Source organism: Kribbella sp. NPDC023855 (assembly GCF_040639475.1).
GTDB lineage: Bacteria > Actinomycetota > Actinomycetes > Propionibacteriales > Kribbellaceae > Kribbella.
This window is the reverse complement of the sequence record NZ_JBFAAA010000001.1, coordinates 859,636-878,692: the sequence shown is the minus strand read 5'-3', so window position 1 is coordinate 878,692 and position 19,057 is coordinate 859,636. Positions and strand designations below refer to the sequence as shown.

15 protein-coding genes, 6 tRNA genes, 2 pseudogenes and 1 riboswitch are annotated in these 19,057 nt (G+C 68.1%); of the genes and pseudogenes, 11 read left to right on the top strand and 12 right to left on the bottom strand.

Annotated elements, in window-relative coordinates:
- The first annotated feature begins 29 nt into the window (after positions 1-29).
- The 3 genes from AB0F51_RS04040 to AB0F51_RS04030 all read left to right on the top strand — a co-directional run bounded on the left by AB0F51_RS04040 (position 30) and on the right by AB0F51_RS04030 (position 296).
- A tRNA-Gly gene (locus AB0F51_RS04040) sits at positions 30-102 on the top strand.
- 34 nt (positions 103-136) lie between these two features.
- A tRNA-Cys gene (locus tag AB0F51_RS04035) sits at positions 137-207 on the top strand.
- Between the two features lie 17 nt (positions 208-224).
- Positions 225-296 (top strand) — tRNA-Val (locus tag AB0F51_RS04030).
- Positions 297-529: 233 nt separating this feature from the next.
- Here the strand turns inward: AB0F51_RS04030 and AB0F51_RS04025 are convergent.
- The 4 genes from AB0F51_RS04025 to AB0F51_RS04010 all read right to left on the bottom strand — a co-directional run bounded on the left by AB0F51_RS04025 (position 530) and on the right by AB0F51_RS04010 (position 4,766).
- Complete coding sequence (locus AB0F51_RS04025) at positions 530-976, bottom strand: pyridoxamine 5'-phosphate oxidase family protein (RefSeq protein WP_360273631.1); 447 nt, start codon at positions 974-976, stop codon at positions 530-532.
- Positions 977-981: 5 nt separating this feature from the next.
- A complete protein-coding gene (locus tag AB0F51_RS04020) occupies positions 982-1,272 on the bottom strand; it encodes a hypothetical protein (RefSeq protein ID WP_360273628.1) in 291 nt (96 codons plus the stop codon).
- Positions 1,273-1,372: 100 nt separating this feature from the next.
- Positions 1,373-4,273 carry an AAA family ATPase gene (locus tag AB0F51_RS04015; RefSeq protein ID WP_360273626.1) on the bottom strand — a complete coding sequence of 967 codons (2,901 nt, stop codon included), beginning with the start codon at positions 4,271-4,273 and terminating at the stop codon, positions 1,373-1,375.
- A 46-nt stretch (positions 4,274-4,319) separates the two neighbouring features.
- Positions 4,320-4,766, bottom strand: coding sequence for a pyridoxamine 5'-phosphate oxidase family protein (locus AB0F51_RS04010; protein WP_360273623.1), 447 nt, complete (start codon positions 4,764-4,766; stop codon positions 4,320-4,322).
- A gap of 112 nt (positions 4,767-4,878) precedes the next feature.
- On the opposite strand from AB0F51_RS04010, the gene AB0F51_RS04005 reads away from it, so the two are divergent.
- The 4 genes from AB0F51_RS04005 (at position 4,879) to AB0F51_RS03990 (ending at position 5,533) form a co-directional block, all read left to right on the top strand.
- Positions 4,879-5,121 carry a sigma factor-like helix-turn-helix DNA-binding protein gene (locus AB0F51_RS04005; protein WP_360273620.1) on the top strand — a complete coding sequence of 81 codons (243 nt, stop codon included), beginning with the start codon at positions 4,879-4,881 and terminating at the stop codon, positions 5,119-5,121.
- Between the two features lie 150 nt (positions 5,122-5,271).
- A tRNA-Gly gene (locus AB0F51_RS04000) sits at positions 5,272-5,344 on the top strand.
- A gap of 29 nt (positions 5,345-5,373) precedes the next feature.
- Positions 5,374-5,444 (top strand) — tRNA-Cys (locus AB0F51_RS03995).
- Between the two features lie 17 nt (positions 5,445-5,461).
- Positions 5,462-5,533, top strand: a tRNA-Val gene (locus AB0F51_RS03990).
- 164 nt (positions 5,534-5,697) lie between these two features.
- Here AB0F51_RS03990 and AB0F51_RS03985 read toward each other — a convergent pair.
- Positions 5,698-6,903, bottom strand: coding sequence for an MFS transporter (locus AB0F51_RS03985; protein WP_360273617.1), 1,206 nt, complete (start codon positions 6,901-6,903; stop codon positions 5,698-5,700).
- Positions 6,904-6,986: 83 nt separating this feature from the next.
- Between AB0F51_RS03985 and AB0F51_RS03980 the strand changes: the two genes are divergently transcribed.
- Complete coding sequence (locus AB0F51_RS03980) at positions 6,987-8,402, top strand: PLP-dependent aminotransferase family protein (RefSeq protein WP_360273614.1); 1,416 nt, start codon at positions 6,987-6,989, stop codon at positions 8,400-8,402.
- Here AB0F51_RS03980 and AB0F51_RS03975 read toward each other — a convergent pair.
- The 3 genes from AB0F51_RS03975 to AB0F51_RS03965 form a co-directional block, all read right to left on the bottom strand.
- Positions 8,374-9,117, bottom strand: a complete 744-nt coding sequence (locus AB0F51_RS03975; protein WP_360273611.1) for an SDR family oxidoreductase — start codon at positions 9,115-9,117, stop codon at positions 8,374-8,376. The genes AB0F51_RS03980 and AB0F51_RS03975 overlap by 29 nt on opposite strands.
- Before the next feature lie 61 nt (positions 9,118-9,178).
- Positions 9,179-10,243, bottom strand: a complete 1,065-nt coding sequence (rsgA, locus tag AB0F51_RS03970; protein ID WP_360273608.1) for a ribosome small subunit-dependent GTPase A — start codon at positions 10,241-10,243, stop codon at positions 9,179-9,181.
- A 162-nt stretch (positions 10,244-10,405) separates the two neighbouring features.
- Positions 10,406-11,704: a YihY/virulence factor BrkB family protein gene (locus tag AB0F51_RS03965; RefSeq protein ID WP_360273605.1), complete on the bottom strand. Its 1,299-nt coding sequence runs from the start codon at positions 11,702-11,704 to the stop codon at positions 10,406-10,408.
- 18 nt (positions 11,705-11,722) lie between these two features.
- On the opposite strand from AB0F51_RS03965, the gene AB0F51_RS03960 reads away from it, so the two are divergent.
- From AB0F51_RS03960 to AB0F51_RS03950, 3 genes are all read left to right on the top strand, one after another.
- Positions 11,723-13,348 (top strand): acyl-CoA dehydrogenase family protein, encoded by a 1,626-nt coding sequence (locus tag AB0F51_RS03960; protein WP_360273602.1) that lies wholly within the window; start codon positions 11,723-11,725, stop codon positions 13,346-13,348.
- 21 nt (positions 13,349-13,369) lie between these two features.
- A riboswitch (ZMP/ZTP riboswitch) is annotated at positions 13,370-13,453 on the top strand.
- A gap of 44 nt (positions 13,454-13,497) precedes the next feature.
- Entirely contained in the window at positions 13,498-14,946 is a 1,449-nt protein-coding gene (locus AB0F51_RS03955; RefSeq protein WP_360273599.1) for a glycine hydroxymethyltransferase, read from the top strand.
- Between the two features lie 107 nt (positions 14,947-15,053).
- Positions 15,054-15,920, top strand: a complete 867-nt coding sequence (locus tag AB0F51_RS03950) for a sigma-70 family RNA polymerase sigma factor (RefSeq protein ID WP_360273596.1) — start codon at positions 15,054-15,056, stop codon at positions 15,918-15,920.
- A 42-nt stretch (positions 15,921-15,962) separates the two neighbouring features.
- On the opposite strand, the pseudogene AB0F51_RS03945 reads toward AB0F51_RS03950, so the two are convergent.
- The 4 genes and pseudogenes from AB0F51_RS03945 to AB0F51_RS03930 all read right to left on the bottom strand — a co-directional run.
- Positions 15,963-16,169: pseudogene (locus tag AB0F51_RS03945) on the bottom strand (sigma factor-like helix-turn-helix DNA-binding protein); the annotation flags it as partial.
- A gap of 38 nt (positions 16,170-16,207) precedes the next feature.
- Positions 16,208-17,116, bottom strand: coding sequence for an NAD(P)-dependent oxidoreductase (locus tag AB0F51_RS03940; RefSeq protein ID WP_360273594.1), 909 nt, complete (start codon positions 17,114-17,116; stop codon positions 16,208-16,210).
- A 75-nt stretch (positions 17,117-17,191) separates the two neighbouring features.
- On the bottom strand, positions 17,192-18,403 hold the full coding sequence (locus tag AB0F51_RS03935) for a glycoside hydrolase family 9 protein (RefSeq protein WP_360273592.1): 1,212 nt from the start codon (positions 18,401-18,403) through the stop codon (positions 17,192-17,194).
- A gap of 67 nt (positions 18,404-18,470) precedes the next feature.
- Positions 18,471-18,896: pseudogene (locus tag AB0F51_RS03930) on the bottom strand (cellulase N-terminal Ig-like domain-containing protein); the annotation flags it as partial.
- Positions 18,897-19,057 lie beyond the last annotated feature (161 nt).

Genomic DNA, 19,057 nt, shown 5'->3' with positions numbered 1-19,057 from the left:
CCGAGGGGAACGAAAAACCCGGTTGCAACGCGGACGTAGCTCAGTTGGTAGAGCGCAACCTTGCCAAGGTTGAGGTCGCCGGTTCGAACCCGGTCGTCCGCTCGGAGAGGGTTCCGGCAGGCCAGCTTTCTCACCTGGTGGAGTGGCCGAGAGGCGAGGCAACGGCCTGCAAAGCCGTGTACACGGGTTCGAATCCCGTCTCCACCTCGAACACCCTGAATCTTGGACGATTGGCGCAGCGGTAGCGCGCTTCCCTGACACGGAAGAGGTCACTGGTTCGATCCCAGTATCGTCCACGCAGTCGATAGGCGACTCGTGTCCCCGGAAAGCGGGGACCGGGTCGCCTGCGTCGTTTTGTGCGGCTGCGCTTCGCTTGCCGCGGGTGGGGGCTTCGCCACCCACACCCCCCTCCGCCTGGGGCTGATGCCGGCAGTCGGCTCTCCGCCTGTGGCTGGTGTTGCCGGGCGGCTCTTGTCTGGGGCTGATGCCGGCAGTCGACTTTCCGGTTGTGGCTGGTGTTGTCGGTCGGCTAGCCGGGGATTTTGGTGAAGTCCCAGGTGATGGTGTTGGTGGGGTGGAAGCGGATGAAGGTGCGTTCGCCGATTCCCAGGGCTACCAGGAACTTGTAGGACTCGACTGCCTGGTCGTGGTCGCCGATGTAGCGCTGGAACCAGTCGCCGTACTGCTCGGGTGTGATGTTGTCGTCGAGTACGCGTGCCTGGCCGGTGTAGTGCACGCCGGCGTATGGCTGGTCGGCTTTGTCGATGAGGACCGAGGCCGTGCCCGCGCGCAGCGTGTTGCGGACGGCAGCGCTGTTCTTCCAGGTGCTGAAGATGATGTCGCCCTCGTCCACGGCGTACGTCATCGGCGTGATCCTGATCGTGCCGTCCTCGTTCGTGGTGGCGAGCTTTGCCACCCAGAGCCCCTCCTCGAGGAAGGGCTTCAGCTCCTGATCGGTCAGTGGCGGGAGTTTCATCGTCCTCACGTCTCCTGACGGCCGCTGATCCTGTTGTGGACCGGCGAGATCTTGAGGTCCGGTGCGCCGCCGCCGGCCGCTTCGATCAATGGAACCAGGACCTGCGCGAAGCGCTGAAGATCTTCGGCGGACTCCCAGACATCCACCACGAGGTAGCTGCCGTTGTCCTTGAGTGCGGCCGTGTGCGACAGCCGCCCCTGTGGGTTGCCGTACCCCGCCTCGTCGAGCTGCTTGATCACCTGGTCGTACTGGTCGACGGGGTCCGTCCCTGCGTCGGAAATCATCACGATGGCCATGACCGCACTCCCTTCCCAAATGCTGACACTGTCTGGCTGCTGCAACTGCCTCGGATGCTGAGACAGTAAGGAGCGGCCGGCGGCGAAAACGTCCGCCGAACTACTCAGCCGGGCTACTCATCTCCTGGTGCGCCACCCACGACGCGATCTGGCTGCGGTTCGACAGACCGAGCTTGGTCAGGACGTGCTGGACGTGGTTCTGCGCGGTTCGTTCGGACAGATACAGCTCCCGGGCGATCTCCCGGTTCGTCTTTCCGGCAGCAACCAGCCCCGCCACCTCCCACTCCCGACGGGTCAGCGGGCCGGCCGCCGACAGCCCATCGACGAGTGCCTCCACTTTGGCCGCGATCACGCCCATGCCGAGCGCCGAGGTTCGGCGGGCGCTCGCGGCCAGCAGCTGCCGGGCCCAGGCGATGTCGCCGGGCAGGCGCCGTCGTGCCAGCGCGGACGCCAGCTCGTACTGCGCTTCAGCGAGATAGCCCACCGCTCCGTTGGCCGCGCAAACGTCAACCGCCGCCTCCAGATCCACGACGGCTTCGTCGAACCTGCCCAGCTGGACCAGGCCGTGACCGGTCCACAGCTCGACGGGACCGAAATAGGCGACCTGGCCGGCTCCGCTGCAGACGTGGTGACCGCCGTACGCGCCGAGCCTGGTGACGAGCGTTGCCACATCGTTGTCCGCGCCCAGCTCGACGGCAAGGTTGACGCCGAACGCCAAAGCGGGAAGTACGGCATGGGGCGACGGTCGCCATTCGGCCGGCGGGCCAAGCGAGCGGTACACCGCAGCAGCTTCGTCCAGACGCCCCACCGACGCGAGGAAATGTGCGTTGGCTACGGCGATGATGACCCCGGCCGTGGGCAGCTGGCGCTCGAACACCGTGACGCCGGCGTACCCGCTGGCCTCGAGAGCCCCGGTGACGTCAGCCCCGATCTGGAGACTCATCTGGATCCGCAGCCCGGCACGCTCATGGAAGCCGATGTCGTCACCGGTAGCCGCCAGCTGGGAGAACGCCTCCTCGGCCAGCAGCATGGCGTCGGCGAACCGCGCCTGCGCCTGCGCCAGCACGGCCCGGCACTTGAGCAGCTCGTATCGCGCATGAGGTCCGCGGACCTGCTCGACGCACCACGTCAGGGCTTCGAGCTCGCGGGCGACGCGGAGCAGGTCGCCGTGTTCAAACGCGGCGTCGATCTGCCACAGGTGGGCCCACATCTGGGTGTGCGGGTCGGAAGCCTGGCGGCCGAGTTCGAGCATCCGGTCAGCGAGCCCAGCTCGCTCCCCGAGACCTTCTGGTCCCGAGCGGGCCAGCCGTCTCGCTCGCAGCGCCGCCTCCAGGGCAGGGTGGTCGCCCGCCTCCTCAGCCAGCCTGAGGGCCTCTTCGCTGGCGCGCCCCGCGATTTCGTACTCCTCGTAGCCGTGGGACCTGCTCCACGCGTCGTAGATCGATGCCTCTGCCAGCCGCGCCAGGAGCCGCGCCCGCAGGGCACTGTCGGCCGGGTCGACCACCGCCAGAGCTTGCTCGCACAGTCGTCTCGTCGTCGCCTCCAGCGCGGTCGGGGCGTTGGCCTCGCGGACCAGTGCTGCCTCCGCAAGGAGGCTGGGCTGGCCCAGCGAAGCTGCTGCCGCCGCCGCTCGTACGCTCGCGTCCACACTTCCAGCGATGTCGGTCGACGCATTCAACGCACTCGACAGACCCAGCCACAGGCGGCAGCGCAGCTCATCGTCCAACTCGTCCTCACCGAGGCTGAGCGCCAGACGGTACAGCCGAGCGCCCTCCTCGTACGCCAGCGCCTTCATGGCCTCGTCGGCGGCAAGCCTGATCCAGTGCACGGCGCGGCTGAGGTCGGCGCCAACCGCCGCGACCGCCCAGTGACGAGCCAGGTCCGACAGGTGTCGCTCGATCCTCCCGGCACAGACCGACTCGATCGTCTCGGCAGCCGCTCGATGCAGCCGCACCCGCTCGGCCGTCGACAGGCCTGCCTCGACCGCGTCCCGTACCAGCGCATGGGTGAACCTGTGGCTGCCGGGGATCGTTCCAGCTTCGACCAGGCCGGCGGCCGTTGCCTCGTCGAGGGACGACAGGCAGCTCATCGGCGTGGCGCCGACCATGGGCGCGACCACAGCGGCCGAGAATTCCCGGCCCACCACCGATGCGGCGTGGACAAGGCTCGCGGCGTCGGGCGACAAGCGGTTCAAGCGGCTCCGGATGGCTTCGCGCACGTTGGCGGTGACCGGGGCGAGACCTCCGGCCACCTTGCCGGCCGGCAGTACGCGCCCCACCTCGCCCACGAAGAACGGGTTCCCCCCGGTTAGAACATGCACCTGGCGCGCGTCGCCGGAGGTGACCTCGTGTCCCAGCACCGATGCGAGCTGCATCGCCACGGCCTGCTCGGTCAGGCCGGTGAGGTCGAGCTGCCGCGTGACCGGCTCCCGGACGAGATCGGCGAAGGAGGCGGCGTGTTCGTGTTCGGTGTCACGGTGGTTCACCAGCATCAGCAGCTTTTCGTCGCGCACCGTTCGCGCCAGATGCCGCAGCAACAGTACCGAGGGCTGATCGGCCCAGTGCGCGTCGTCGAGAACCAGCACGAGAGGGCTGTTGGCCGCGATCCCGCGGAACAGCCGGGCGACGGCTTCGAACTGGCGAAATCGGTCTTCAGCCGATGCGAGGCTGTCCGGCGTCGATGCCGGACCGCCGAACACCTCGGGCGCGATGCGTGCGAGGTCCGCGTCGGCTTCCGCGACGCCGACGAGGTCAACGGCTGCGCGGAGAAGCTGACGCCACGGCCAGTACGGCGGTGCGCCCTCCGACTCGACGGCGACTCCCCACAGGGTGGGTACTCCGCGATCACCGGCCAAACCGGCCAGCTCCTCAGCGAGCCTCGTCTTGCCTATCCCCGGCTCCCCGCGGCAGAGAACGATGCTCGGACGCCCCCGCTGCGCGTCCTGAAGGTAGCCGGTGAGCGCAGCCAGCTCCCGGTCGCGTCCAACAAGGACACCCCGCATTCCTTCACCATACGGACCCACGGCCGGTCTGACATGGGAGCGGCCGTCAGGAGGTCAGCCAGCTGCCGTTCAGCATCAAGTCCCGGTCTTTGAGTTCGTTGACCTCGCGCCAGGCCTGGATGCGAGTGGGGGTGACGCGGAAGAACGGGTAGTTCGAGGCTCGGGGGTCGAAGCCTGCCTTCTGGGTGAAGGCTTCGGCCTGGTCGTCGGGAAGGTCGTCGACCAGTTCGGCGGTGCCGGTGATGAGGACGACGTCGCGGGTTTCGCCCAAGGACAGGTGGACCTGGGCGGTTGCCTGGAGGTTGCGGCTGGTGGGGTTGTTGCGGGCCGTCGCGAGCAGGATGGTGCCCTCGATCCACAAGAACGAGAGCGGCATCAGGTACGGCGTACCGGTGGGTGAGGCTGTGGAGACCCAGGCGTCGATGTCCGTGGCGAGGCGGTGCAGGGTGTCGGCCTTGCGGGTTGCGAAGGGTCGGGCTTCGGGGGTGGGCATGGGGCTCCTTCTGGGGTGGTCGTGCGCTGTCACATTCTGCCGACGCGGATCGTCAGAACCATGACGGGCGGCGAGTCCGGGATGTGACTGGGCCGGGCGAAAGGTGGCTGCCGTGGGGCGTGACGACGAGTTGGCGGGGCGCGCGCGGGTGGTTGAAGGGGCGTTGTTCGACGCCGTCGAAGGGCTGCCGGCGGAGGAACGGATGGCGTTCGTGCTGGACGCGATGTTCGGGGTGCCGGCCGACGAGATCGCGGCGATCATCGGGTGCTCGCCGGCCGCGGCGCGGGAGCTCGTACTGCGCGCGCGGTGGCGGGTGCGGGCGGGCCAGGCGGGGCTCGGTGCGCTTGAGAAATAGTGAAACGGGTGGGACTGGAGTGACGAAATCCCCGCCTGGGCAGGTGATCCCGCGACACCCGGATACTCGGTTTCGAACTTCGCGAAAAGTGCGCTACTGTTCTGCTCTCGCACCGAGCAGGTCGAAGTACTTCGAACAGCTCACCGCGATGCGAACGTAGCTCAGTTGGTAGAGCGCAACCTTGCCAAGGTTGAGGTCGCCGGTTCGAACCCGGTCGTTCGCTCGGAACAGGTCAGTAGGCTGAGACTCTGTGGTGGAGTGGCCGAGAGGCGAGGCAACGGCCTGCAAAGCCGTGTACACGGGTTCGAATCCCGTCTCCACCTCGAACACCCTGAATCTTGGACGATTGGCGCAGCGGTAGCGCGCTTCCCTGACACGGAAGAGGTCACTGGTTCGATCCCAGTATCGTCCACGAGAGCGATGAGCGACTCGTGTCCCCGGAAAGCGGGGACCGGGTCGCTCTCGTCGTTTTGTGCGGCTGCGCTTCGCTTGCCGCGGGTGGGGGCTTCGCCACCCACACCCCCCTCCGTCTGGGGCTGATGCCGTCATTCGGCTTTCCGCCCGTGGCTGATGCTTTTATGGGACCGGGGTTGGTTCGAGGACTGTGGCTGCTGTGATGCGTTGTTCTCTTGTTTGGGCGGTTAGTAGGTAGGACACGGCCAGGGCGATTCCTAGGATGAAGCAGGCGATCCAGAGGGATTGGCCGTGGTACTGCAGGAGGTAGCCGCTTAGGAGTGGGGCTACTAGGCGGGAGGTTTGGCTGGCGGCTGTGAAGAAGCCGAAGTAGCGGCCGCGGAGGGGGCCTGGGGCCATGCCTGCCAGGGAGCTGTCCAGTACGGCGAAGTACGCCATCTCTCCCAGGGTCCAGATCGCGACGGTCAGTGCGTAGAACCAGATGACGTCGGCGACCCCCGTCAGGCCGAAGCCTAGGCCTACCAGTAGGGCGCCTAGGGCTAGCACCCGCGAGTATGTGTGGCCTCGGATCAGGCGCGGTACGAACAACTGCCCCACCACGATCAGCAGGGTGTTGATTGCGTAGATCCAGCCGTAGGCCTGGGCGTCGAGCCCGTCGCGTTGTACGGCGAGCGGCAGGCCCGCGTTGCTTTGTTTGAAGATCAGCTGGAAGCCGAAGAACAGCGCAACGAACAGCAGGAACTGGCGGTCCCGCAGGATGGTCAGGACGGCACCGGCAGACGGCACGGTCTCTGTCGACGACGCGACCCTCGTCTCTGGCACCAGGAACCACATCAGCGCGGCCAGGATCAGGAAGCCGATCGCGTCGACCACGAAGATCACGGCGAAGCCGGCCTTCATCGCGACGGGGGCGAGCAGGGCCGCGATCGACGTACCGACGTTGATCGCCCAGTAGTTGATGCTGTAGGCGCGCGGCCGATCCTCGGCCGGCACGACCTCGCTGAGGATGGCGCTGCCGGCGATCCCCGAAGCGACCGTGCCGGCGCCCATGACCACCAGGAAGGCCATGATCGACACCAGGCCGCCGCTCATCCCGGCGCCCGCCAGCGCTGCCGAACTGACCAGATAGCCGGCAATTGCCGTCCGGCGCCTGCCCCAGCGGTCGGCGAGCACTCCCCCGCCGATGCTCCCCACGACGCAACCGCCGCCGGTCAGGGCCAGCGCCAGACCGATCTGCGCCGGGTCGAATCCTCGCTCGCTGTGCAGGTAGAACGTGATGAAGATCAGCACGAACGAACTGATGTTGCCGATCAGCGTGATCGACCACAGGTACCAGAACACCCGCGGGAGCCCGCGTAAGGTCCCCACCCACCGATGACGCATCTGCTGCCTCTCTCTGTCAGTTGACAAGAGTCTGCGCAGGAAGTGGATCAGCCGTAAGATCCACATCTATGACGGAAAGTTGGACCACTCTGCGGGAGTTGCTGCTCCCGACAGGAACAGCGGGCGCACAGCCGGGCCGCGACCTGGAGAGGTCTCTCCGTACTGCGATCCGGGCCGGCCGCCTGCGCACCGGCGAGCGCCTGCCGTCCACCCGGGATCTCGCGGCCCAGCTCGGCGTGGCACGTGGCACCGTGACGGCCGTCTACCGCCAGCTCCTCGCGGAGGGCTATCTGGAGGCCCGGCATGGTTCGGGGACCTGGGTCGCGGACGTCGCGCCACAGCCGGCGGCCGCGGCGAAGCCCTCAACTCCGGCACCCGACCGCTTTCGGCTCGGTCCCGGTATGCCGTCCCTCGGCGCCTTCCCGCGCAGCGCCTGGCTGTCAGCGCTTCGACAGGGCTGCGCGGCGCTGACCGATGTCGAGCTCGGATATCCCGATCCAGCCGGCCTACTGACGACCAGGACGGAGTTGGCCGGATACCTCGGCCGGGTTCGCGGCGTCGTGACGGCCCCGGCCGGTCTCGTCATCACGCACGGCACCTTCGAAGCGCTCAACCTGCTGTGCGCCGTACTGCGAGCCGACGGGCAGACGGAGGTAGCGGTCGAAGATCCCGGCAACCAGGAGCAGTACGAGCTTCTTGCGGCCCGTGGACTGCGTGGATGCCCTGTGCCCGTTGACGATGAGGGCATCCGGGTCGATGCGCTGTCGCGTACCGAATGTCGTGCGGTGATCGTGACGTCAGCGCACCAGTACCCGCTCGGCGTCTCGATGAGTCCCTCCCGCCGACGTGCGCTACTGGACTGGGCAGCCTCCACCAAAGGCCTGGTGATCGAGGACGACTACGACGCCGAGTATCGCTACGACCGGGCGCCCGTCGGCGCTCTGCAGGCGATCTATCCCGACTCCGTCGCGTACGTCGGCACGCTGAGCAAGACGATGGCCCCGGCCCTGCGACTCGGCTGGCTGGTGCCGCCGGCCGGCATGCTCGACGAAGTGGTGCGCCAGAAGCGGCTGCACGACCGTGGCGGTTCGGCCCTGGACCAGGCGGCTCTCACACACTTCCTTCAGAGCGGCGGATACGACCGGCACCTCCGGCGTACCCGCCTGCTCTATCGCGAGCGACGCGACGCCTTGCTCGCTGCTCTCGCGGAGCACCTACCGGACTGGAAGCCGCTCGGCATCGCGGGCGGCTTGCATCTCGTCATCCAACTACCGGCCGGCCTCGACGATCGCGAGGTCGTCCAACACCTGAAAACGCAGCACATCCAGCTTTCGCCGCTGTCCCGCTACGCCCGCGCCGTCGACCTCCCACCCGGCCTGGTCGTCGGCTACGCGACCCTCACGCCCGCCCGCCTCCGCTCCGCCGTACAACTCATCGCGAAGTCCATGGCCGAGCTCACATACGGAGGTATGAACCGCCGTTGAAGTCGAGAACTGTGCCGGTGGCGAACTCAGCCATAGGAGAGGCCAGGTAGGTGATAGCGGCTGCTACCTCGGCTGGGGAGGCTACGCGTTCCAGCGGGCTTTCCAGGCGGCGGCGGTCGTAGCCGTCGCCGGAGAGGGCATCGGCAGCCATGTCGGTAGTGGTCCAGCCGGGGGCGATCGTGGTGACCGCAATCCCTTCTGGGCCTAGGGATCTGGCGAGGGACTGGCTCAACGAGACCAGCGCGGCCTTGCTGGCGCCGTACGCGGGCTGGTTCGGTTCGCCGCGGAAGGCGCCGCGCGACGAGACGTTGATGATGCGGCCGCCGCGGGACATGTGTCGCACCGCGCACCAGGTGACGTTGGCGGCACCGAGGAGGTTGACTCCGAGGGTCGTGGCCCAAGCGGCCTGCCATTCGTCGTACGACGTCTGCCGGATCGGGTGCGGTTCGTACACACCTGCGTTGTTCACCAGTACGTCGATGCTGCCCAGCGCGCCGGCGACGCCCTCGACCATCTTCTGGATCGCCACCGGATCGCCCAGGTCGGCCTGGGCGAGGACGTGCCCCGAACCCGGCAAATCCTCGAGGACAGCCTCGGCGGCATCCGGTGACGAGCCGTAGTGCACGGCCACCCGATCCCCTTCGGCGGCGAAGGCCTGAGCCGTCGCCGCACCGATTCCACGTGATGCTCCGGTCACCAGAACAGCTCGGTCCATGACCCTGAGTCTTCCATTACTCAGGACAAACTAGGCGGGCCGTCCCATCCCCCAGGATCAGCTACGGGCGAGGCTCGATGTCGCGCCGGTAGTCCTTGGCCTGGATCCACGCCTTGCGAGCCTCCGCCTGCTTGCGGGTGTCGGCCCGGCGAGCCATGTACGCCGCCTCGCGCTGCAGCTTCACCCAGCTCTCGTAGCGCCGTACGGACAGCGCACCCTCGTCCAGAGCCTCCTGTACTGCGCACCCCGGCTCTGTCACGTGCACACAGTCCTTGAACCGGCACTGCTCGGCCAGAGCCGCGACATCCGGGAAGGCGGCCATCAGCCCCTCGCCAGCCTCCTGCAAGCCGATCCCCCGCAGCCCAGGTGTGTCGATGACAACGCCACCTCTGGGCAACACGATCAGCTCCCGGCGTACCGACGTGTGGCGACCCTTGCCGTCCTCGCGGATCGCCTGCACGTCAAGGAGTTCCACACCGGCCAGTGCGTTCACCAGCGACGACTTACCGGCTCCACTGGTCCCCAGGAGGGCCATGGTCGCGTTGCCGTCCAGCAGCGACCTGACGGCCTCCAGGCCCTCCCCTGTCGTCGTACTGCACACCAGTACGTCGGCACCGGGCGCAGCAGTCGCCACGTCTTCGGCGACACTGTCCGCATCTCCGACCAAGTCCGCCTTGGTCAGTACTACGACCGGCCGCGCGCCGCTCTCCCAGGCCAGGGCCAGGAAACGCTCGATGCGGCCGATGTTCGGCTCGGGATGCAGCCCGACGACAACGGCGACCACGTCGACGTTGGCCGCGAGGACCTGGCCGCGCGAACTACCGCCGACCTCGGCCCGCAGGATCGCAGTACGGCGAGGTGCGACGGCTTCGACCGTGATGCGATCGTCCGGCCAGCTACGCAAGGCGACCCAGTCGCCGGTGCACGGCGTCGCCTGTGGATCGGCGGCAATAGCCGCCAGTACCGCGCCGGACCAGCTGGCGCGAACCGGACCGTCCTCGGTGAGAACGGTCGACAAACCTTTGTCGACCCGGACGACGCGACCGGGCACCAGCTCTCCGGGGAGAGCTGTGAGGAAGTCCGCTGTCGGGGCGTCGAGCCCCAGGGCCTGAAGTTCTGCTGACATCGTGCGACGAACCTTTCGGGAGGCCCGGCCGCGAGTTCAGCTCAGCGGACGGACGAAGTGGGAGACTGCGGCCCGATGGGCCTGGTACAAGCTCATGACGGTGTCAGCTCCCTTCCATGTCCAGGCCGTTCCGTCGGTCCGGAACAGCTCCTCGCGTTGCGTTCAGCCTAGGTCGTCGGGTTCGGTGGGCGCACCGGGTTTTCCGACCGACGCCGGCTTCCGCTCGGCCCCCTGCTTGGCCTTCGGCCGGCCTGCGGCCTCGTCCTCCGTCCGTACTCCGGCAGTTGGCGCGGGCGCCGTCGATGAAGCTGCGGCATCGCCGGCCGTGTCCCGTGACACGGCCGGCACCCGGGCCGGGTCGAGCGCTGGGTCGGAAGAGCGCTCTGGCGGAGAAGCGGGTGCAGCCGGCGCATCGGTGGAATCCGGTGAGGGTGGCGTCTTGTGCTCGCCGAGGGCTTCGACCTTCTTGGCCATCTTGATCTCCGGCCGCTCATCCGGTGCGACGGCCACCTCGTGGTGCGCCTTCGAGTCGGCCTTCATCACCGGCTCGTGCTCGGCGTCCTCCTTGCGCGACTTGTCCGGCCAGGTCCGGTCGACGACCGCGTTCAGCGCCGCACCGATCAGAACCGCGATCGCCGTCAGGTAGAGCCACAGCAGGACAGCGATCGGTGCCGCGAGCGGCCCGTAGATCGAGGTCCCACCGACCGTGGTCTGCAGGATCCAGCGCAACAGGAAGCTGCCGAGAATCCACAGCGACAGCGCCAGGAAAGCCCCCGGCAGGTCGGACACCCATGGCGTCCGCACCGGCACCGACAGGTGGTACAGGGTGTTGAGGAAGCCGGCCGACAGGATCGTCACGACCGGCCAGTACAGCTGGTTCAGGAAGTCGACTCGCTCCGGCAGCAGCTCGTCGACCGCGTTCGGGCCGGCCAGCACCAGCGGCAGGACGATCACGCCGATGACGAGCGCTACGCAGTACAGGCTGAACGACAAAGCCCGGGTCTTGACGATGCCGCGGCGGCCGCCCATCCCGTACATGATCGTGATGGTGTCGACGAAGACGTTCAGTGCGCGGCTGCCGGACCACAGCGCCAGCACGAAACCGATGGAGATGACGTCGAAGCGGCCACCACTGCCGAGCACGTCGTCGAGGGTCGGCACGATCACCTGCTGGACCGAGTCCGCGGTCAGCGCCCGCTCGGCCAGCTGGATGATCTGGAGCTTGATGTCCTCGATCGTCTCCAGGTCGAACTCGTTCGCGATGAAGCCGATGCTGCCGGCCAGCCCGAAGATCAGCGGTGGCAGCGACAGGATCGCGAAGAACGCCGCCTCCGCGGCCAGTCCCGTGACCCGGTAGCGCAGACAGGTGCCGATCGTCTGGGTCAGCAGACGCCACGTCGTACCGGGAAGTTGTCGGGCCCATGCGAGTGAGACGGAGGTCTCGGACCCAGAGCGTGCCATACCGCTTACCGTACTGACATGGCGGACCCAAACGCTGTAACGAATCAGGCTCCCCCACTGCAAGGGGTGAACTTCTTCACGCGGGACACCGCACTTGGTGACTCTCTGCGTCCATACGCTGACCTGAGCAACGATTCCGGGCTGCTGGAGCTCGGTGAACTCGCCGGCAGCGAGGAGGCACTCTCCCACGCGCTCCCCGCCAATCAGAACTCGCCCGTACTGCGAACACACGACCGCTACGGCCACCGGATCGACGAAGTCGAGTTCCACCCGTCGTGGCATTGGCTGATGGACAAGGCGGTCGGCTTCGGACTCCAAGCAGCGCCCTGGACCAGCGACAAACCGTCACCGCACCTCACCCGCGCAGCCGGCTTCTACGTGTGGTCGCAGGTCGAACCGGGTCACGCGTGCCCGATCTCGATGACGTACGCCGCCGTCCCGGCACTGCGCGCCGACAAGACGCTGGCCGACGAATGGATCCCACGCCTCGCCGCCACGCAGTACGACGTACGCCGGCTGCCCGCCGCGGACAAAGCGGGCGTGCTCGCCGGGATGGGCATGACCGAGAAGCAGGGCGGCTCCGACGTACGGGCCAACGTCACCACCGCGACGCCGACCGGGAGTGACGGCGAATATGTGCTCAATGGGCACAAGTGGTTCTGCTCGGCACCGCAGGTCGATGTGTTCCTCGTCCTGGCCCAGGCGGCGGACGGCCTGACCTGCTTCGTCGTCCCGCGGGTCCTTGCCGATGGCAACCGGAATGCGTTTGCTCTGCAACGGTTGAAGGACAAGCTCGGCAACCGGTCGAACGCGTCGAGTGAGGTCGAGTTCCACAACACCGTCGGCTATCGGCTCGGTGACGAGGGTGCCGGCGTCCGGACGATCATCGAGATGGTCGCTGCGACCCGGCTCGACTGCGTGCTCGGCTCGGCTGCGTTGATGCGGCGGGCTCTGGTCGAGGCGACCTGGCACACCGCGCATCGCAGCGCCTTCGGCGACCTGCTGAGGAACAAGCCGGCGATGCAGAACGTGCTGGCCGACCTGGCCATCGAGAGCGAGGCGGCAACCGCTCTCTCGATGCGGCTGGCCGCGGCGATGGACGCTTCGCTCGCCGGTGACGAGCAGGCCGCGGCGTTCCGCCGGATCGCGTTGCCGCTGGCGAAGTTCTGGGTCTGCAAGCGCACCTCGTTCACGGTCGCCGAAGCGCTGGAGTGCCTCGGCGGCAACGGTTATGTCGAGGAGAGCGGTCTCCCGCTGCTGTTCCGCGAGTCCCCGCTGAACTCCATCTGGGAAGGCTCAGGCACGGTCAACGCCCTCGACGTCCTGCGCGCGCTGCGGCGACCCGAGTCGCTCGAGGCGTGGTTGCTCGAAGTCGGTGCGGCGCAAGGTGCCGACCATCGCCTGGACGCTGCCGTGACCGACGTACTGGAAACGCTCTCCGACTTGGCGGGGGCCGAAGCGGGTGCCCGGCGACTGGCCGCGCGGATGGCCGTCTGTCTGCAGGCGTCGCTGCTCGTGCGGCACTCGACCCCGGAGGTGGCCGACGCGTTCGTCGCGTCCCGGCTGGCGGGCGACTGGGGTGGCGTGTTCGGGACGCTGCCGTGCACCACGCCGTACGGTCCGATCCTCGACCGCATCCTCTGACGGAGCCGTCACACGCTAGGGTTACGGCGTCGCGACTGGCGCTGAGGTGGGATCGACCACCGGGGAGCGAAAAGACCGCCGGCACCGTGCGCCTGGGTGCCGCGACCTCGTCACAGGGAGACCTGTGCGACCTCAGGAGAGAGACGAAGATGACTCAACCCTTCGACGCCGCAACCGCGTCGGCCGCGTACCGCAACGCGCTCGAGGTGATCGGCGCGGTGGAACCCACCATCGCCGGCGCGATCAAGGCCGAACTGGCCGACCAGCGCTCCTCGCTGAAGCTGATCGCCAGCGAGAACTACGCCTCCCCGGCGACCTTGCTGACGATGGGCAACTGGCTCTCGGACAAGTACGCCGAGGGCACCGTCGGGCACCGCTTCTACGCCGGCTGCCAGAACGTCGACACCGTCGAGCAGACCGCCGCCGACCACGCTCGTGAGCTGTTCGGCGCGCCGCACGCCTACGTCCAGCCGCACTCCGGCATCGACGCGAACCTGGTCGCCTTCTGGGCGATCCTGGCCCAGCGGATCGAGTCGCCGGCTCTGGCCGAGGCCGGCGCCAAGCACGTCAACGACCTGACCGACGAGGACTGGGCCAAGCTGCGCAAGGCGCTCGGTGACCAGAAGATGCTCGGCATGTCGCTCGACGCCGGCGGTCACCTGACCCACGGTTTCCGGCCGAACATCTCCGGCAAGATGTTCCACCAGAGCTCCTACGGCACCGACCCGGAGACCGGGCTGCTCGACTACGACCTGGTCGCCCAGACGGCTCGCGAGTTCAAGCCGCTGATCCTGATCGCCGGCTACTCGGCGTACCCGCGCAAGATCAACTTCGCCAAGATGCGCGAGATCGCAGACGAGGTCGGCGCCACCCTGATGGTCGACATGGCGCACTTCGCCGGACTCGTCGCCGGGAAGGTCTTCACCGGCGACTTCGACCCGGTACCGCACGCCCACGTCACCACGACCACCACGCACAAGTCGCTCCGCGGCCCGCGCGGCGGCATGGTGCTGTGCCAGCCGGAGTACGCCGACGCCGTCGACCGCGGTTGCCCGATGGTGCTCGGTGGCCCGCTCAGCCAGGTGATGGCGGCCAAGGCGGTCGCGCTGGCCGAGGCGCGTCAGCCTTCGTTCCAGACGTACGCGCAGAACGTCGCGGACAACGCGGTGACGCTGGCCGAAGGGCTGATGAAGCGCGGCGTGAAGCTGGTGACGGACGGCACGGAGAACCACCTCGTCCTGCTCGACGTCTCGTCGTACGGCATCACCGGCCGCCAGGCCGAGTCGGCGCTGCTCGACGCGGGCATCGTGACGAACCGCAACGCGATCCCCCGCGACCCGAACGGCGCTTGGTACACCTCGGGCGTCCGGATCGGTACGCCGGCCCTCACCACCCGCGGCTTCGGTGGCGACGAGTTCGACCGCGTCGCCGAACTGATGGTGGAGGTCCTCTCCAGCGTCACCCCGACCAAGACGTCGGCCGGCGCCCCGTCCAAGGCGAAGTACATCCTCGCCGACGGCGTAGCCGACAAGGTCCGAGCCGCCTCCGCCGAACTCCTCGACAAGCACCCCCTCTACCCAGGTCTCGACCTGAACTGATCATGGTTCGTCCCAGCGCCCGCCTCCCCTCGAGGCGGGCGCTGTGTCATATCCGTGGGGTTTGGAACGTCAGAGGGCTGACGGGGAGATGACGGAGGAAGTTGACAGTGGATGATCATGATGGGCTGGCTGAGGAGTTCGAGGGGTTTCGCGGGCATTTGCGGGCGGTTGCCTATCGGATGTTGGGGTCGCTGACTGAGGCGGAGGATGCCGTTCAGGAGGCGTGGTTGCGGCTGGCCCGGACCGATACCAGTGACGTCGCGAATCTCGGTGGGTGGCTGACGACTGTGGTCAGCCGGGTGTGTCTGGACATGTTGCGGTCCCGGAAGTCCCGGCGCGAGGAGCCGCTGGAGACCTTCGTGCCGGATCCGGTGGTGACGGTGGGCGACGACCCGGTCGAGCAGGCGATGCTCACCGACTCGGTGGGCTTGGCCTTGCTGGTGGTTCTCGAGACGCTGAGTCCGGCTGAGCGGCTGGCGTTCGTGTTGCACGACATGTTCGCCGTGCCCTTTGACGAGATCGCGCCGATTGTCGGGCGCAGTACTGCGGCAACTACCCAGCTCGCCAGCCGCGCGCGGCGACGGGTGCGGGGCGCTGCGGTGCCGGACTCCGATCTCGCGGCTCAGCGCAAGGTGGTCGACGCGTTCCTGGCAGCCGCGCGGGTAGGCGACTTCGAGGCCTTGGTCACCGTGCTCGATCCCGATGTCGTACTACGGGTCGACGTCGGCGCGACCGGGCCAGGAGCTCTGCTGCGGGGTATCGAGGCGGTGGCCGGGCAGGCCCGACTGTCCGCTCGGAACGGCGCGACACCCCGGGAGGCCATCGTCAACGGCGCGGCAGGCTGGGTGTCCTACATCGAAGGGCAGCCGCGTGCGGTGCTCAGCCCCACGGTCCGCGGCGGCCGGATCGTCGAGATCAACATCCTCGCCGACCCGGCCCGCATCGCCCAGCTCGCCCTGCCCGCGTTGGACTGACTCGCACGACGCAGCCAGTCAGTGGAGACCGGGACGGCCGTTCGCCTCGAACCGCGGCCGTCCCGCGTCCAACTGCAGCCGAGCCCGTACGACGACCTGACGGCACGCGGACTCCGTACGCCCCACCGCCGCCGCGATCTCCGGGAACCCGAACCCGAACACCTCGCGCAGCACGAACACCGCCCGCTCCAACGGACTCAACCGCTCGAGGAGCAGCAGCGACGCCATCAGCACCGAGTCAGCCAGCTCCACCAGCGGCCGCGGCTCCTCGAACTCCGCGGCCTCTGTCATGCCAGCTCCGCCTTGAAGCCCTGCCGCCACGACGGGTAGCGCAGCTCCCAGCCGAGCTCCCGCTTGGCTTTCGCGTTGGAGAATCCCCGGCCCTCGGTCATCAGGCCCACCGCTACGTCGCCCGCGAGCGGCCGGGCCAGCCACGCCGGAATCCGCATCGGCGGTTTCGCCCCAGCGCACTCCGCCAGGTAGGGCAACCACTTGTTGGCCGGAGCGGGTTCATCGTCAACGATGTTGAACACGCCCTTGGCCTCCTGCTCGACGGCCAGCACCGTCGCCCGCGCCGCGTCGTCCAGGTGAATCCACGAGCAGTGGCCGTCGCCTCCCCCGACCACCGGGAACTGCCGCTTGCGCACGGGTTCCACCAGAGTCTCGGTGGAACCCGGCCCGTAGAACCATCCGTACCGCAGTACTGCGCCACCTGCCTTCACGACCGTCTCCTCGACATAGCGGAGCGCGGCCGCGCTCGGCCCGGGCAGCCCTTCCAGCGGGTCCTCCTCCGTCTTCACCCATCCGCCTTGGCGCTGGCCGTTCCAGCCGGCATAGGCCTGCGCGACGAAGTTCGTGACGCCGCTCGCCTGGGCGGCGGCCAGCAAGTGGTCCGTCCCCTCGGTCCGAAGCCGGTTGGTCCCGGCGAACCAGCGGTCCATGTGCTTCAGGTCCGGCTTGCCGGTGATCGCGGTCATCTGATGCACGATCGCGTCGGGTTGCGCCTTGGCCACCGCCTCACCGACCGACACCGCATCCAGGCCGTCCATCACGACGCCTTCCGCGCCCAGCTCCGCCAGCAACTCGAGCTTCGCCGCGCTTGTCGTCGACGCCGTCACCTGATGCCCTCGCGCCACCAACTGTGGCACCAACTGCCGCCCGAGCGCCCCGGTCCCACCTGCCACGAATACCCGCATATCCATCACCTTTCTCGCTTGTTTCACCCCCAGACAAAGCGAGACCGGCGATCTGTGACATCGGGTGCTGCGAGCTCAGTTGGTCAGTGCGTACACGGCGACGGCGGTGAAGTCGTCGGCGGGTTCCGAGGCCTGCCAGGAGCGGACGTCGTCGACGTAGCGGGAGCCTCGGCCGGTGAACTCTTCGTAGCGGTCGGTACCGTCGGCGGGGCAAGGCTTCATGTTGTCCATGTTGTCGCCGAGACCGTCCGCGAAGAGGTCCGCGGAGTTCGGGCCGTTGACGACCGCACCGGTCAGCGGCCGGTCGACGATGTTCGAGATCTGGTGATGAGGGCAGCCGGCGCTGTTCTCGCCGACGCCGACCATGAACGAGACGCCCCACGGGTTCGCCCCGAAGGTCCAGCTCAGCTGGCCGGCACCGAAGGCGTCGTACCGGCGATCACCGGTGGCGTCGCGGTAGAGCCGGGCCGTGGCCGCCAGACCGAACGCATGCGGTACTGCGTCGAAGTTGTCGTACTGCGCGCCGGCGCCGAACGGGTCGTTCGCCGCCCGCTTCACCCCGATCTCAAGCTGGGCCGCAAGATCGCTCTTCAACGCCTTCACATCGACCGGCACCCGGCGGTCGGCCCGCGCGGCGCGGATCAGATCCGCATGCGCGAGAGCGCTCACGTCGTACAGGTTGAACGTGTCGCCGCCCGCCTCGTGCGTGCGGTACTCCCCCGCCCAGTACTGCGCTGCCTTCAACCAGCCGCGCGCTCGGGGATCCCGCAACTTCTGGGCGGCGAGAGCGAGTTCGGCGGCGCCCAGTTCGAGGTCGTCGCGCCAGTTGCTCTCCGGGTAGAACGCGAACGGCAGCGACGTCACCAGTTGCTGGACGTCCGTCGTCTGGGCTTGCGCGTAGATGGCGGCGGCTGTCTCGAGATGCCGCCGGGCGCGAGCGGGCGACGTACGGGCTTCGACCTGTGCTGCCAGGGCGAAGGCAGCGGCCGTCCGACCTGCCAGGTTCGGGCTGATCGGCTTGCCAGGAGCGGCGGCGCGGAAGACCGGGCGGTTCTTGAGGAACTGGTGCCCCGGCGCGTTGTCGTGATCGTCGGCCTCCGGCAGCCGCCAGACGTCGTGGTCGCCGACGAAGGTCTCCTCGACGTTCCCCGTCCCGGCGCCGACCTGGATGTAGAGCGTCTTGGTCCGCTCGTCCCACATCTTGTCCAGCCAGGTGAGCCCGTGCCGCGCTTCCTTCAGCAGCTGGGAATCCGGCCGCCGGCCGTCCCGGGCCGAAGCCCAGAGCAAACGAATCCGAGTACGCCGCGATGTGGGTGAACTTGAGGTAGTCGCCGGCGTCGTACCAGCCACCCTCGACATCCACCGGCCCGCCGATCCGCTGCAGCTCCCCCACGGTCTGATCCGTGTCCGGACCCGCGAAGACCGGCCACTCGTAGACGCTCGCCGCACGGTCCGTGAGGTGCGCCGGCTTGCGCCCAAGCGCTCCGGCGACGATGTTCGCACCGTCCCGCTGCTCGGTGAAGAAGTTCACCGCCTTGTCCTTGGGCCCTTCCAGCACCCGCTTCTCCGAGCCGATCTCGAAGGCAGGCGACGTCGGAACTCCTGCCACCTTGACCCGATAGCTTCCCGGCCGCCGCAGCTTCGAGAGATCCAGCCGATAGACATGCTGGTACTTCGCGTTCCACGACCCGGCGTCCTGCCCCGCGCGCCCGACGAGCACTCGCCGCCCCCGCTCGTCGACCACCTCGAAGCGCGCCCCCGCCGCCGCCTCCGAGGTCATCAGGTACGCCGCTGCGCCTGCCGCGCCGCTGTAACCGAGTTGGTTCACGCGGATCAACCCGACCCCACCGCCGGTCGATCCGTACTCACCACCGTCCCGCGTACTGGCTCCGGTCCCGGCAGCCGTGAGCGGAGTCACCGCCAACCCGGCGGCCAAAGACA

Coding starts and splice junctions, on each gene's coding strand:
- AB0F51_RS03975 (WP_360273611.1), bottom strand. CDS start 9,117: ATGGACCGAGCTGTTCTGGTGACCGGAGCATCACGTGGAATCGGTGCG.
- AB0F51_RS03955 (WP_360273599.1), top strand. CDS start 13,498: ATGACTCAACCCTTCGACGCCGCAACCGCGTCGGCCGCGTACCGCAAC.
- AB0F51_RS04020 (WP_360273628.1), bottom strand. CDS start 1,272: ATGGCCATCGTGATGATTTCCGACGCAGGGACGGACCCCGTCGACCAG.
- AB0F51_RS03965 (WP_360273605.1), bottom strand. CDS start 11,704: ATGGCACGCTCTGGGTCCGAGACCTCCGTCTCACTCGCATGGGCCCGA.
- AB0F51_RS03960 (WP_360273602.1), top strand. CDS start 11,723: ATGGCGGACCCAAACGCTGTAACGAATCAGGCTCCCCCACTGCAAGGG.
- AB0F51_RS04010 (WP_360273623.1), bottom strand. CDS start 4,766: ATGCCCACCCCCGAAGCCCGACCCTTCGCAACCCGCAAGGCCGACACC.
- AB0F51_RS04015 (WP_360273626.1), bottom strand. CDS start 4,273: ATGCGGGGTGTCCTTGTTGGACGCGACCGGGAGCTGGCTGCGCTCACC.
- AB0F51_RS03940 (WP_360273594.1), bottom strand. CDS start 17,116: ATGCGGGTATTCGTGGCAGGTGGGACCGGGGCGCTCGGGCGGCAGTTG.
- AB0F51_RS04025 (WP_360273631.1), bottom strand. CDS start 976: ATGAAACTCCCGCCACTGACCGATCAGGAGCTGAAGCCCTTCCTCGAG.
- rsgA (WP_360273608.1), bottom strand. CDS start 10,243: ATGTCAGCAGAACTTCAGGCCCTGGGGCTCGACGCCCCGACAGCGGAC.
- AB0F51_RS03980 (WP_360273614.1), top strand. CDS start 6,987: ATGACGGAAAGTTGGACCACTCTGCGGGAGTTGCTGCTCCCGACAGGA.